The 14,562-nt window shown below is 36.2% G+C and carries 15 protein-coding genes; 11 read left to right on the top strand and 4 right to left on the bottom strand.

Features of this window, described 5'->3' with window-relative positions:
- Window positions 1-38: 38 nt before the first annotated feature.
- Window positions 39-1,679 carry a S41 family peptidase gene (locus tag FW781_RS07390; RefSeq protein WP_149386818.1) on the bottom strand — a complete coding sequence of 547 codons (1,641 nt, stop codon included), beginning with the start codon at window positions 1,677-1,679 and terminating at the stop codon, window positions 39-41.
- A gap of 239 nt (window positions 1,680-1,918) precedes the next feature.
- Between FW781_RS07390 and FW781_RS07385 the strand changes: the two genes are divergently transcribed.
- The 9 genes from FW781_RS07385 (at window position 1,919) to FW781_RS07345 (ending at window position 9,996) form a co-directional block, all read left to right on the top strand.
- A complete protein-coding gene (locus FW781_RS07385) occupies window positions 1,919-3,145 on the top strand; it encodes an HD domain-containing protein (RefSeq protein WP_149386817.1) in 1,227 nt (408 codons plus the stop codon).
- Between the two features lie 71 nt (window positions 3,146-3,216).
- Window positions 3,217-4,248, top strand: coding sequence for a UDP-3-O-(3-hydroxymyristoyl)glucosamine N-acyltransferase (gene lpxD / locus FW781_RS07380; RefSeq protein ID WP_047420847.1), 1,032 nt, complete (start codon window positions 3,217-3,219; stop codon window positions 4,246-4,248).
- Entirely contained in the window at window positions 4,241-5,638 is a 1,398-nt protein-coding gene (locus FW781_RS07375) for a bifunctional UDP-3-O-[3-hydroxymyristoyl] N-acetylglucosamine deacetylase/3-hydroxyacyl-ACP dehydratase (protein ID WP_047386958.1), read from the top strand. The genes lpxD and FW781_RS07375 overlap by 8 nt, the downstream gene beginning before the upstream one ends.
- Complete coding sequence (gene lpxA / locus FW781_RS07370; protein WP_149386816.1) at window positions 5,639-6,433, top strand: acyl-ACP--UDP-N-acetylglucosamine O-acyltransferase; 795 nt, start codon at window positions 5,639-5,641, stop codon at window positions 6,431-6,433.
- 23 nt (window positions 6,434-6,456) lie between these two features.
- The gene (locus FW781_RS07365) at window positions 6,457-6,792 is read left to right on the top strand and encodes a hypothetical protein (protein WP_228720154.1); all 336 of its coding nucleotides are present in this window, start codon (window positions 6,457-6,459) and stop codon (window positions 6,790-6,792) included.
- A gap of 16 nt (window positions 6,793-6,808) precedes the next feature.
- Complete coding sequence (efp, locus tag FW781_RS07360) at window positions 6,809-7,372, top strand: elongation factor P (RefSeq protein ID WP_047378738.1); 564 nt, start codon at window positions 6,809-6,811, stop codon at window positions 7,370-7,372.
- Window positions 7,373-7,442: 70 nt separating this feature from the next.
- Window positions 7,443-8,345: a UDP-3-O-(3-hydroxymyristoyl)glucosamine N-acyltransferase gene (locus FW781_RS07355; RefSeq protein ID WP_149386815.1), complete on the top strand. Its 903-nt coding sequence runs from the start codon at window positions 7,443-7,445 to the stop codon at window positions 8,343-8,345.
- 90 nt (window positions 8,346-8,435) lie between these two features.
- A complete protein-coding gene (gene sucD / locus FW781_RS07350; RefSeq protein WP_047378735.1) occupies window positions 8,436-9,308 on the top strand; it encodes a succinate--CoA ligase subunit alpha in 873 nt (290 codons plus the stop codon).
- 16 nt (window positions 9,309-9,324) lie between these two features.
- Window positions 9,325-9,996 (top strand): porin family protein, encoded by a 672-nt coding sequence (locus FW781_RS07345; RefSeq protein WP_149386814.1) that lies wholly within the window; start codon window positions 9,325-9,327, stop codon window positions 9,994-9,996.
- Window positions 9,997-10,096: 100 nt separating this feature from the next.
- On the opposite strand, the gene FW781_RS07340 is transcribed toward FW781_RS07345, so the two are convergent.
- The 3 genes from FW781_RS07340 to FW781_RS07330 all read right to left on the bottom strand — a co-directional run bounded on the left by FW781_RS07340 (window position 10,097) and on the right by FW781_RS07330 (window position 12,781).
- The gene (locus FW781_RS07340; RefSeq protein ID WP_149386813.1) at window positions 10,097-11,407 is read right to left on the bottom strand and encodes an ABC transporter permease; all 1,311 of its coding nucleotides are present in this window, start codon (window positions 11,405-11,407) and stop codon (window positions 10,097-10,099) included.
- A 3-nt stretch (window positions 11,408-11,410) separates the two neighbouring features.
- Window positions 11,411-12,322, bottom strand: coding sequence for an ABC transporter ATP-binding protein (locus FW781_RS07335; RefSeq protein WP_149386812.1), 912 nt, complete (start codon window positions 12,320-12,322; stop codon window positions 11,411-11,413).
- Between the two features lie 108 nt (window positions 12,323-12,430).
- On the bottom strand, window positions 12,431-12,781 hold the full coding sequence (locus FW781_RS07330) for a T9SS type A sorting domain-containing protein (protein WP_149386811.1): 351 nt from the start codon (window positions 12,779-12,781) through the stop codon (window positions 12,431-12,433).
- A 118-nt stretch (window positions 12,782-12,899) separates the two neighbouring features.
- On the opposite strand from FW781_RS07330, the gene hemB reads away from it, so the two are divergent.
- Window positions 12,900-13,889, top strand: a complete 990-nt coding sequence (gene hemB / locus FW781_RS07325) for a porphobilinogen synthase (RefSeq protein WP_149386810.1) — start codon at window positions 12,900-12,902, stop codon at window positions 13,887-13,889.
- 146 nt (window positions 13,890-14,035) lie between these two features.
- Window positions 14,036-14,179 carry a bacteriocin-like protein gene (locus tag FW781_RS22385; protein WP_165790457.1) on the top strand — a complete coding sequence of 48 codons (144 nt, stop codon included), beginning with the start codon at window positions 14,036-14,038 and terminating at the stop codon, window positions 14,177-14,179.
- Window positions 14,180-14,562 lie beyond the last annotated feature (383 nt).

Below are 14,562 nucleotides of genomic sequence, written 5' to 3'. Positions count from 1 at the left end.
ATGAAAATACCGTTTGATATTTCACATTTTTGTTTCATTCAATCGATGGTCTTTATATATTCCAAAGCCCTTTCCATGACCTCATCTCTTCCGTTTTTAAGGCCTTCTACAGTTGGTTTTATAAGAATGTCGGGAGTGATGCCTATTCTCTGTGTTTCTCTTCCGTCAGGATAATAAGCACCAAGTCCTGTAAACCGAGTGTCAAGATCAGCAATTTTAAACATAACGACATCTCCGTTAGCTCCCGAAGTATTACTGCCAATAATTTTAGCATTCGGATGCTGCTTGAACATCATGACGGTTGTCTCTGCCTGACTTTGGGTACTCTCATCTACTAAAACGATTACATTCCCTTTATAGTATTCAGGGTTTTTCCTGCCGGTAACATTTTTTCTGCTGTAAAATTTACCGGGATAATAAGGATCAGGAAAAGTAAACTGATAATAAACGGAAGGCTCAGGAAGTAAAAGATAGCTTAAAGGGATGATCGTTTGCTGTGGATAATTTCTAAGATCAAAGATAATACATGTTGAAGATTTTAAACTGTTGTACATTTCATCCAGATCTTCCTTCCCTATAATTCCCATATTAACATAGCCTATTTTCTTTTCCTTATCTATGAATCTCCATTTCTGTGGAGCTTTATTTTTTTCGTGAATAATATCTTTGGCAAAATACGTTTTGGTTTTGATTTCCAGGTTTTGCCCTTCTCTCTCAATTTTTACGGAAAGAGAATCATTGTTGCTGAAGAGAAGTTTGCTTTTTGCTTTGTAAAATTTACCCCAGGAATTGGAGGCAGGAATATATTTTCCAAAACTGTTGACCATTTGCGGAATCGTTTTACCTTCAATATCGTAAATGACATCACCTACATGAAGCGGACTTTTATCCCGGAATCTTGTAGCATTGATTTTTGTAATCACAAGTTTTCCTTCAGCATAAGAATAGTCTGCAGGTACTTTTCGGTTTCCGTATTGATGAAGCTGAATTTCCTTTGATGAAAGATAGGCATGGGAATCATCCGTTTTGGTAACCAGTTCTGCTAATGTTAAATGATAATTTTGATCATTATCAATCATAAGGAATTTAGGAATCATTTCTGTAAGCACATCATTCCAGTTCTGGTCAGTTTCATATTTATAAGGAAAAAAATATTCTACATAATTCCAGTATCTGAACAGCTCCAGTAAGCTGACGGTTTTTGAAGTGAACTTTGAACCGTAGGACTTTTCGTTTCTGAAATATATTTTTCTTCCGCCTTTTCCGAGATAGTGATGATCTCCAAGGTTCCGGTTGTTTTCAATATAATGCAATTTTTGAGACAGATCTCTGGAGAATATTTGACGATTATCTATCCAGCTCAGATCAAAATTTTTAAGGAAATACACTTTATTTTCCTTTATGGAACATTCTTTACAGGGAGCAACTTCTCCGAGACTTCCGATCCAGTCTGTGTAAAAATTATTCAACGTCTCTTTATCATTAATAGATTCAAGTTCATCAATTTTTTGAAAAAGCTGTTTGTCCCAGTTCAGATTTCCTTTTGCTACATGTGGATGATAATATTTTAAAAATCCCCATATTCTGCAGAGGGATTCCAGTTTTTGTGTTTCAGTTATAATTTGTGCGGAAAAATTTAAACTTAAAAATAATAAAAGGAAAAGAGAATACTTTCTCATTAAGGGTTATCGTGTTTTCTCTCAAAGGTAGTCCTTTGCTGCAACAACTGCAAAAGGTTTTCAAAAAAATATTGAATTAAAAATAAAAATGAACCGGAGAGATTTTCAATCGTAGTAAGAAGGTATTATTTCTGCAAAATATGAATGATTTCAGTTTTTAAACGCTATTTTTTAATAGTAATTTAATAAAAACCTAAACTTTAAAATGCCTAACTTTGTTTACTAATATTGAAGTTTGAATGCAGAATAAGCTAAAAATCATCAACGATCCTGTTCATGGATTTATCAAAATTCCCCACGAAATTTTATTTGATATCATTGAGCACCCTTACTTTCAGAGATTAAGAAGAATCGGGCAGACCGGACTTCTGAACCTGATATTTCCGGGCGCTACTCATACAAGATTTCATCATGCACTGGGAGCAATGCACCTGATGTTTACCGCATTGGAAACTTTAAAGCAGAAAGGGGTGAAAATTTCCGAAGAAGAGGAAAAAGGAGCAATGTTGGCTATTCTGATGCATGATATTGGTCATGGTCCGTTCTCTCATGCACTTGAAAGTATGCTGATGGATGACTGGCATCATGAAAACCTTTCTTTATTGTTGATGAATAAACTGAATGAAGAGTTTGGTGGCCAGTTATCAATGGCTATTGAAATGTTTCAGGGGAAATATCATAGAAAATTTTTCAATCAACTGATCTCTTCCCAGCTGGATGTGGATCGTTTGGATTATCTGAAAAGAGATAGTTTTTTTACTGGAGTATCAGAAGGAAATATTAATACCCAGAGAATTATTTCCATGATGAATGTCTGTGAAGAAGGTGAGCTGGTGATTGATGCGAAAGGAATTTATTCCATTGAAAATTTTCTGACAGCCAGAATGTTTATGTACTGGCAGGTTTATTACCATAAAACTTCAGCTTTAGCAGAATTTCTTTTGGTTAAGATCCTTGAAAGAGCAAAATATCTGATTTCCCAGGGAATAAAGCTGCCTGCAACGGATAATCTGAAATATTTTTTATACCGCGAAAAGAGCGCTGCAACGGATGAAGATATCGAGAGATTTACAAGTCTTGATGATAATGATGTGATCCAGGCAATGAAAGAATGGCAGAATGCAGATGATTTTGTACTGTCATATTGGTGTAAGTGTGTAATTCAGAGAAATTTACCTAAAACAATTATTTCATCACATCCATTTGGGAAGGAAATAATTGATGAAAAAGTAAAAAACACCAATGAATTTTTCAAAATTGATAATGGAAATGAATTGGTTCATGAAATAAAAAGAAAACTTTTACCCTATCATGCGGAGAAGCAGCCCATCTATTTACTGCATAAAAATGGTAAGAGAACAAGGCTTCATGAGTCAGAAGATCAGCTTTTATCAGGGTTAATTGTAAATAAGACGACCCGCTATATCCTTATGTTTCCAAGAGATATCTCAAGGGTAGACTCTTAAATAATATTAAAATTTACGATCTGAAACCAAAAAATGTTTGCAAATTCTAGAATTTCTTATCTTTGCAGAATATGGAATTTACAGCTTCGCAAATTGCAAGTTTTATTGACGGAAAAATAATAGGTGATGAGAATGCACTTATTACAGGGGTTTCACCAATTGAAAATGGGGAATCAGGACATCTTTCTTTTATAGCACAAGATAGATTTTCTCATTTCTTGGATACCTCACGATGCTCTGTTATCATCATCTCGGAAAAACTTCTGGAGAAAAATAGTTATAACCCTACCTTAATCGTTGTAAAAGATGCCTATCTTTCTTTTCAGATCCTGATGAATTTATATCAGGAAATGCAGGGAAGAAAAGAAGGTATTGAAAATGGTTCTTCCATTCACGATACGGCTGTCATAGGAGATAAAGCATATATCGGAGCATTTACTTATGTTTCCGAGAAAGCTAAAATCGGGGAAGGGGCACAGATCTATCCACATGTATATATAGGAAAAGGAGTGAAAATTGGTAAAAACTGCAAGATAGACAGTGGCGCCAGAATTTACGACTATTGTATTATTGGGGATAACTGTGTGATTCATTCCAATACGGTAATCGGAGGTGACGGTTTTGGTTTCCAGCCAACTGCCGAAGGTTTCAAAAAAATACCACAGCTTGGAAATGTAATTATTGAAGATGATGTTGAAATAGGCTCAAACTGCAGTATTGACAGAGCAACAATAGGCTCTACAATTATAGGAAAAGGAACCAAAATTGATAACCTGATTCAGATTGCTCACAATGTTAAAATAGGCCAGAACAATGTCATTGCAGCACAAGCGGGAATTGCAGGTTCTACTACCATTGGTGACTGGAACCAGATTGGAGGACAGGTAGGTGTCGTAGGACATATCAAAATAGGAAATCAGGTGAAAATTCAGGCTCAGAGTGGTGTGAATTCCAGCGTTAATGACAGAGAAACATTGTATGGCTCTCCGGCCATCAGTTATAATGACTATTTGAGGAGTTATGTTCATTTCAGGAATCTTCCTGGAATAGTAAATAGAATAAATAATCTTGAGAATAACTCAAAAGATAATACTAATGAGTGATATGCAAAAAACACTTCAGCAAGAGGTAACTCTTTCTGGAATTGGCCTTCATACGGGTAGAGAAGTAAAACTTACCATTAAACCTGCTAAAGAAAATACAGGTTTTGTATTTGTAAGAACAGACCTGGAGGGACATCCTCAGGTGGAAGCAGATGTAAATTATGTTGTAGCAACAGAAAGAGGAACTACATTAGAAAAACTAGGGGTAAAAATTACCACATGCGAACACCTTCTGGCAGCTCTTGTAGGCTGTGATATTGATAACGCAGTTTTAGAAATGGATGCTTCTGAACCACCTATCCTGGATGGATCTTCAAAATACTTTGTGGAAGCTATTGAAAGCGTTGGTGTTGCAGAACAGGGAGTAGCGAGAGAATATCTGGTTGTAAAAGAAGTTCTTACTTACAGTGATCCGGCTACGGGTTCGGAAATCACAATCATTCCTTCAGATACTTACGAAGTAACGACAATGGTAGATTTTGGGACTAAAGTATTAGGTACTCAGAACGCCACTCTTAAAAATATTTCAGAATTTAAAGACGAAATCTCATCAGCAAGAACATTCAGCTTCCTGCATGAATTGGAAATGCTTTTGGATCACGGTTTGATCAAAGGTGGAGATATTTCCAATGCCATTGTATATGTAGATAAAGATCTTACTCCTGAAACTACAGAAAAATTAAAGAAAGCCTTTGGAAAAGACAATGTATCTATCAGACCAAACGGTATTCTTGACAATCTTAATTTAAACTATCCTAACGAAGCTGCTAGACACAAATTATTAGATGTGATTGGTGACCTGGCTTTGGCAGGAGTAAAAATAAAAGGTAAAGTTATTGCCAACAAACCGGGACACTTTGTGAATACTCAGTTTGCGAAAAAACTAAACCGCCAGTGGAAATTGCAGAAAAAGAAAAACGTTCCGGATTTTGACCTGACAAAAGAACCAGTGTTTGATATCAACGGAATTATGAAGCTTATGCCTCACAGACCCCCGTTCTTATTGATTGATAAGGTTCTTGAACTTTCAGACTCTCACGTCGTAGGTTTGAAAAATGTGACAATGAACGAACCATTCTTCGTTGGACACTTCCCTAAAGAGCCTGTAATGCCTGGAGTACTTCAGGTAGAAGCTCTGGCACAGACAGGAGGTATTCTGGTACTGGCCAGCGTTCCGGATCCTGAGAACTATTCTACTTATTTCATCAAAATTGATAAGGTGAAATTCAAGAGAAAAGTAATTCCCGGAGATACGCTTATATTCAAAATTGAATTGATAGAGCCTATCAGAAGAGGAATTGTTCATATGCAGGGGTATGGATACGTAGGAGATACAGTGGCAGTAGAAGCAGAGCTTATGGCTCAAGTTGCAAAAAATAAAGTTGATTAAATGATTCATCAATTAGCAGCCGTAGATAAACGCGCGAAAATCAGCAAAAATGTAATCGTAGAACCATTTACTACAATTGCAGGGGACGTGGAAATTGGAGAAGGAACATGGATTGGTCCTAATGTTACCATTATGGAAGGTGCAAGAATCGGAAAAGACTGTAAAATCTTTCCCGGAACTGTAATCTCTGCAATCCCTCAGGACTTGAAGTTCGATGGTGAGGATACACAAACAATTATTGGAGATAACACTACTTTAAGAGAATGTGTAACCATCAATAGAGGAACTAAAGCACTAGGATATACCAAAGTAGGAAGCCACTGCCTGATCATGGCAACTTCACACGTTGCTCATGACTGTATTATAGGAGATAATGTGATTATTGCAAATGGTTGCGGTATTGCGGGACATGTGGAAATCGGAGACTTTACCGTAATGGGAGGTTTATCAGCTGTTCAGCAGTTTGGTAAAATCGGGAAACATACCATGATTTCAGGAGGATCTTTAATTAGAAAAGATATTCCACCTTACGTAAAAGTAGCAAGAGATCCAATTTCTTATGCAGGAATCAACTCTGTTGGATTAAGAAGAAGAGGGTTTTCTAATGAGAAAATCTTTGAAATTCAAAAAATCTACAGAGCTATTTTCCAGATGAAGATGAATGTTTCTCAAGCGTTAGCATATATTGAAAAAGAAATGCTGCCAACGGCTGAAAGAGATGAAATTTTACAGTTTATTCAAAACTCTCCTAGAGGTATCGTAAAAGGATATGGTACCGGAAAGGATAGAGAGTAATTTAATTTAAATACTATCAGACAATGAAAAGTTTAGTCGTACTTATTGCGCTCTCTGCAACTTCTTTTTTGTTTGGACAGCAAACGGAAAACTCTGCAACTGGGAAAAAAGAAAAACCTTTTACCATAGAAAGAAAATTTTCCAAAGAGTCTAATGATAGTATTGCCAAGAATAACTTAAACGGTATTCTGAAACAGAAAAATATCGGAAGTTCAATATTAGGAACAGCTGATCAGTATAAAACTGATATTCAGATGAATGTAATCAGATTGAATAACAATGTGAATACATTCAATAATAATACATTTAACAGGATGATGCCTCAAGGACAAGGCATTGAAATTAAAAAAAGAAAATAAATATTTACATAATTAAATGGCAACAAGTAACGATATCAGAAAAGGGCTGTGCATCGAATATAGCAATGATATTTTTAAAGTAATTGAGTTTCTTCACGTAAAACCGGGAAAAGGACCTGCTTTCGTAAGAACAAAATTAAAGTCAGTGACTAACGGAAAGGTAATTGATAATACTTTCTCTGCAGGACACAAAATTGATGAAGTAAAAGTAATCACTAGAAAGTTCCAGTATCTGTATGATGATGAGAACGGATTCCACTTCATGAACAATGATGACTTCTCTCAATTATATATCAATAAAGAAATGATTGAAAACGCTCAGTTTATGAAAGCTGGAGAAGAAGTAACAATCATTTTGAAAGAAGCTGATGAAACTCCGCTTTCTGCTGAACTTCCACAGTCAGTATATCTCGATGTTATTGAAGCTGATCCGGGTGTAAAAGGAAACACAGCAACGAACGCTCTTAAAAACGCAATCGTTGAAACAGGAGCAAGAGTAATGGTTCCTTTGTTCATTGAACCGGGAGACAGAATTAAAGTAAGCACTGAAGACGGTAGCTACTTAGAAAGAGTGAAATAATAAATAAAATTTACATAAATTCGGTTTGCACTAGCACTCCGAATTTTGTTTTATAAGAAAATCTATTGTTATGAGATTCCATTCTCCGCAAAAGCTTAAAACGATTGCAGATTTAATAGGCTCAGCATTTGTTGGTCCGGAAGACTTTGAAATATTGGGAACCAATGAAATTCATATGGTAAAACCAGGTGATATCGTTTTTGTAAACCATCCCAAATACTATGACAAAGCATTAAACTCTGCAGCTACTATTATTTTAATTGATAAAGAAGTAGAATGCCCGGAAGGTAAAGCGCTTTTGGTTTCTGATGATCCTTTCAGAGACTTTAATAAAATCAATACTCATTTTACCAGAATATATAATTTCACAGAAGAACTTCACGATGTTGAAATAGGAGAGGGTACAAAAATTCACCATTCTGCAGTGATTGGAAACAATGTGAAAATTGGAAAAAATACTCTTATCTTCCCTAATGTTGTGATAGGAGACCGTACCGAAATCGGGGATAATGTGATTATCCAGTCCAACACCGTTTTAGGAGGTGATGCATTTTATTACAGAAAATTAAATGGAAACTTTGACCGTTTGATTTCTGTAGGAAATGTTGTCATCGAAAACAATGTAGAGATCGGAAATGGCTGTACCATTGACAGAGGTGTTACGGATTCTACCATTATTGGAGAAGGTTCTGTTCTGGATAACCAGATTCAGATCGGACATGATACCGTTATCGGAAAAAAATGTCTTATTGCCTCTCAGGTAGGAATTGCAGGATGCTGCATCATAGGAGATGAGGTGACATTGTGGGGGCAGGTAGGAATTGCTTCCGGTAATAAAATTGAGGCAGGATCTGTACTTTTAGGAAAAACAGGAGTGAACAGAGATCTGGAAAAAGGTACCTACATTGGGATGTTTGCAGAAGATTTCAAGACTTATCTGAAAAAAGAAGTAAAGCTGAGAAATCTCAAATAAACTATTCCAAAGGTTTTATCCAAAATCAAAGATTTTTAAGTAAATTTGTGAGCATTAATAAAATAATAAATAAATTAAAACAACAATAAAATGTCAATTTTAGTAAACAAAGATTCTAAAGTAATTGTACAAGGATTTACAGGGAACGAAGGAACTTTCCACGCTGGTCAGATGATTGAATACGGAACAAATGTAGTAGGTGGTGTTACTCCAGGAAAAGGAGGTAGCGAGCACTTAGGAAAACCGGTATTTAATACAGTGGCTGATGCTGTTGAAAAAGCAGGAGCAAACGTAAGTATTATTTTCGTACCACCGGCATTTGCAGCTGATGCTATTATGGAAGCTGCTGAAGCAGGTATCAAAGTAATTGTATGTATTACTGAAGGTATTCCTGTAGCTGATATGGTAAAAGTAAAATCTTATATTGCTGACAGAGACTGCAGATTAATCGGACCAAACTGCCCTGGAATCATTACTTCTGAAGAAGCTAAAATTGGTATTATGCCAGGTTTCGTTTTCAAAAAAGGTAAAGTAGGTATCGTTTCAAAATCAGGTACCCTTACTTACGAAGCTGCTGACCAGGTAGTAAGAGCAGGTTACGGTATTTCTACTGCTATCGGTATTGGTGGTGACCCAATCATTGGAACAACGACAAGAGAAGCATTAGAATTATTCATCAATGACCCTGAAACTGAAGCTGTTGTAATGATCGGTGAAATCGGTGGAGGTCTTGAAGCTGAAGCAGCAAGATGGTACAAAGCAAGTGGTTCTAATAAACCGGTTGTAGGATTCATCGCTGGACAAACTGCTCCAAAAGGAAGAACTATGGGTCATGCAGGTGCTATCGTAGGTGGTGCTGAAGATACAGCTCAGGCAAAAATGGAAATCATGAGAGAAAACGGTATCAACGTTGTAGATTCTCCTGCTGACATTGGTGCTACTGTAGCAAAAATTCTAGGATAATATAAAACCACATCATATGAAAAAACTTTTATTAGCCTCAGCTTTGACGCTTTCCGCATTATCTTTTGCACAGGTGCAATGGAATAATACAAGATTCGGTCTTACCGCAGGTTTAAACTACTCAAGAGTAGCAAATGCCCACAATCCCTCTGGCCCAAGATTTGCCTTCCAAGGTGGAGCTTTGGCTTTGATCCCCGTAGGGAAGGCAAACCAATTCTTTATACAACCCGAAGTTCTGTACTATGGTGCAGGAGAAACCGGAAAAGATAAAGATGCTAAAGGACAAGATGGTTACGACGCAGTATATGCAAATAACTATCTGAGTGTGCCACTTTATTTCAAAGGATACTTTTCAGAAGCTGAATCGGAGTTCTTTGGAATGATTGGACCTAGATTTAACTTTTTAGTAAGTCAGGACGTAAAGAATCCTCCTATGGGAAGACCTTATTATGATCCGGACGTTACTGATCCTAACCAACCGGCAGGAGTAAACGGAAAAGCAAAAAGCTTTAACTGGGGACTTGGACTAGGTGTAGGGTATAGCTATAAGAGACAGCTCGAAGTAGCTTTAAAATATGATTTAGGACTTTCTGATACTTACCCTGGTCTTGTAAAAGAAAAAGGAGGTAGTGATAAGAAAAAATCAGAACAGGTAATCGCACTTACCTTAAGCTATATATTCAAATAGAATATCTCAGAATATAAAAAAAATCCCGGAAACTTAGTTTCCGGGATTTTTTTATTATAAACAGGCTGATCTGTAATCTTACTTTTCAGCCTTTTTGGTATTATCCTTTAATCCACTTCCAAAGCTCTTTTAACGTAGCCTTGTTACCGTACATCAAAATACCTACACGATAGATTTTTCCGGCCAGGAAGATCATAAAAACAGTTGTTGCCAGCAATAATGCAATAGACAATGCAATCTGCCATGCAGGAACTCCAAATGGGATTCTTGCAATCATCGCAACCGGTGAGGTAAACGGGATGATTGACAGCCAGAAGCCTAATGGCCCGTCAGGATTGTTCATCAGGGTAAAACTTCCATACATCCCCAATGTTAAAGGTAAAATCGCAAATAAAGTAAATTGCTGTGTCTCTGTTTCGTTGTCTACTGCAGAACCAATTGCTGCATAAATAGAACTGTAAAAAATATATCCTAAAAGGAAGAAGACGATAAATACAAAAATGATCAGTGGAAAATTAAGTTCCAGTAAACTGTGAGAGATCTGGGTAGCAAGCTGCCCCACATCCAGTTTACTTGCAATCTCATCATTTCCGCCCGGAATATTTTTCTGAAGAGGAGAGAAGCCTGTATTCAGAACTAATGCTCCTATGACAGACATCGTGATCCAGATCAGAAACTGGGTCAGTGCAACCATGGTTACCCCCAGAATTTTCCCCATCATCAGTTCAAAAGGTTTTACGGAAGAAATAATGATCTCCACAACGCGGTTGTTCTTTTCTTCAAGTACACTTCGCATTACCCTTACTCCATAAATGATGATAAACATAAAGGTAACATACATCAGGATCATACTGAGCCCGGATTTAACCCCAAAGGCAAGATCAGAATCTTCCTTATTGTTATCCGTAACATTAATGGTCTTTAATGTAAAGCTTTTATCAAGATCAATTAACTGAGTCTCCTGAATACCCAGCTGTTTGATTTTCTCTTTTTTGACAACATTACTGATGTCAGAAATAATCTGCTGCTTGGTATCAAATCCTATTTTGCTGTTGATCACCAGTCTTGTCTCTTTTTCAAGCGCATCGAAGTTCTGATCTTTCAGTTCCGGAAGAATCAGAATACCATCCAGAGATTCATTTCCTTTTAAATTGTTGATCTTTGCTTTTTCATCTGCAGCAGAAACAAAAACGTAATTTAATTTATCATTTGATTTTAGCTGATTCGTAAACAATCCGCTTTTATCAACCACCTCTATAATACTGTGCGACTCATTCGCCTTAAACATTAATCCTACCACAGCTCCAAAAGCAATGATCATAATAGGTGCCAGCAGTGTTAATATAATGAAGGATTTTTTCTTAACCTGGGTAAGAAATTCTCTCTTGGTAATTAAAAAAATATTATTCATAAATTAAGGATGGTTACTTACAGCATTAATAAACACTTCATTCATGCTAGGAATTCTTTCATCAAATGATCTCACTTTACCCACTTGCACAAGATCAAGAAGAACATTATTCTGACTCTCTTCATTTTTCAGGTCAAAAGAAACAAGATTATTTTCATTCGATAAATTGAAGATGTCATACTTACTCTTAAAATGCTCAAACTGATCGCTGCTGACTTCCGAAAGGGTAACTCCAAAAATATTTTTCTTGAATTTTTCCCTTACGTCAAAAACCCTTCCGTCAATGATTTTTTTAGAATTGTTGATCAAAGCAACATAATCACACATTTCCTCCACACTTTCCATTCTGTGGGTAGAAAGAATGATAGTTGTTCCGTTATTTTTAAGATCAATGATCTGATCTTTGATTAAGTTGGCATTTACAGGATCAAAACCTGAAAAAGGTTCATCAAGGATCAAAAGATGAGGTCTGTGAAGAACAGTTACTACAAACTGGATCTTTTGTGCCATTCCTTTAGAAAGTTCAGACAGCTTTTTCTTCCACCATTGGTCGATGTTCAGTTTTTCAAACCATTTTTTTGCTTCATTCAGGGCATCGCTCTTACTCATTCCCTTCAGTTCCCCGAAATATAAGATTTGATCGCCAACACTCATGTTTTTGTACAATCCTCTTTCTTCGGGCATATAGCCAATGTCTTTAATATGATCTGGGTTCAGTTTTTGTCCGTTGATGAAGATATCTCCGGAGTCTGCCTGGGTAATTTGATTAATGATACGGATAAAAGAAGTTTTTCCGGCTCCGTTGGGTCCTAAAAGGCCATAAATACTGCCTTTGGGAACATGGATGCTGAAATCATCCAGGGCGACCTTTTTTCCGGCATTGTAGGTCTTTTTAATATGTTCAGCTTTTAGCATTAAAATTATTCTTTTTACAATTAGTATAAAAAGGTCCCGAAAGTTACGGAAATATTAAAACAGAATTTATGTAAAAGAAAAAATCCTGATGATTATCAGGATTGTAATTTATTGTTTCACGATTTGGGTAACTTTCTGCGTGTTGTCACTTAAAATATAACGGATCATATACTTTCCGGGTTTCAATTTTTCAATATTAATCTCGCCGGAATTCATATTCACTGTATAATTAGCGACCTGCATACCCAAAATAGAATAAAAAGTCACACTTTTGATTCTTAAAGAAGAATCTTTTGCCTTAATGATAAGGAAATCCTTTGCAGGATTTGGATAAGCAAGCAACACCCCATCATCCGCTTTCTGAGTGATGGAACTCGGCTCTCTAAGCTGAGCTTTAAAATTGTTGGAAAATCCAACAAAAGTGCCTACAAATAGAAATAAAAGTAAAAGTTTTTTCATCAAATTTATAATTTCTCGAATATATATAACAAATGTAATACATTCTACAATTTCATACAATAGTTTTTTGTAGAACTTATATTAAATTTGTAGAAACTTATTCAAAAAGTATTCCAAAATGATACATTCAAGAAATAGAAGACTTAGAGTTAATGAATCTATCAGAAGTTTGGTAAGAGAAAATGTTCTTACAACTGATGATTTTGTAATGCCGATCTTCGTAATGGAGGGCGAAAACAAGCAGGAGGCAATCCCGTCTATGCCGGGAATTTTCAGGCGGAGTATAGATTTAACGGTGAAGGAATGTAAGGAATTATTTTCTTTAGGAGTAAAAGCTGTCAATTTGTACATGAAAGTGTCAGAACATCTGAAAGACAATACAGGAAAAGAGGCATGGAACAAAGACGGACTGATGCAGCGCACGATCAAAGCAATCAAAGATGCCGTTCCGGGAATGATCATTATGCCGGATGTAGCCTTAGATCCTTATTCTATCTACGGACACGACGGAATTATTGAAAACGGAAAAGTGATCAATGATGCTACCAACGATGCCTTGGCAAGAATGTCGGTATCCCATGCAGAAGCAGGAGCAGATCTTGTGGCACCAAGTGATATGATGGATGGCAGAGTACAGGTTATCCGTGAAGCATTGGAACAAAGCGGCTTTACAGATGTAGGAATCGTAAGCTATGCTGCCAAATATGCAAGTTCTTTCTATGGGCCTTTCAGAAGTGCTCTGGACAGTGCTCCGAAGGATGATATGGAAATTCCGAAAGATAAAAAAACATATCAGATGGACTTCCACAATACCCGTGAAGCATTGAATGAAGTATTTAAAGATATTGATGAAGGAGCAGATGTTATCATGATCAAACCGGGACTTCCTTATCTTGATATCGTTTCCAAAGTACGTGAAGCCATTGATCTACCGATTGCAGTATACAATGTAAGCGGAGAATATGCCATGGTAAAAGCGGCAGCTCAGAACGGCTGGCTGGATAATGACAAAACAATTATTGAAAGCTTAACGTGCTTCAAAAGAGCGGGAGCAAATATGATCTTTACTTATTTTGCAAAAGAAGCTGCTGTCCTTTTGAACAAATAACAGTTAGAAAATCATTGATCCGGACATCAATGTTAATGTTAGGTTAATGACCCTGATGAAACACTTTCGTATACATAAAAAATATACTTTTGAGTAAAGCTAATTTCGAGAAACGAAAATAATTAAAACATCAAAAGAATTTATTTATGAGAAATCTTAAAAAGATTGAAAGAAATCAATTGAAGGAAATCAAAGGAGGAGAAGTCATTATTGATAATCCAAACTGTGGAACATGGTGCAAAGATATCTGGTATCCATGTGTTATGGAGCATTTAGCTTGCCCGGATTAAACGTATTCAATAAAGAAAAATAGATAGGCTGTTCAGATAAGAACAGCCTGTTTTATTTTCAGAAGGTGAGAGCTTTGTTATTTTATAGCCAGCCTTTTTTACCGTAAACGTAGGTATCATCAAACTGCTTATCACTCATAAAAAGATACAAAATACCTTCAATAAAAGGAATGATAGAAGCCGCTCCTAAAGTAACCTTTGCTGGTTTTGTACATTTTCTGTTTTTGTGTAACCGTAATTTTCCATTTCTTAATAATTGTAATTGATTGAGATGTTTTATGATAAGTAGTTTAAAATGGTAAAAAGTTACAATGATTTGGAAGTGAGTAGGTTTACATTTAAATAAACAAGTTGATATTAACATATAAGTGAAGTTTATATTT

Origin of the sequence: Chryseobacterium panacisoli (genome assembly GCF_008274625.1) — a bacterium.
Lineage (GTDB): Bacteria > Bacteroidota > Bacteroidia > Flavobacteriales > Weeksellaceae > Chryseobacterium > Chryseobacterium panacisoli.
Note: the sequence above shows the minus strand (reverse complement) of the source record. Positions and strands in the feature narration are given on the sequence as shown.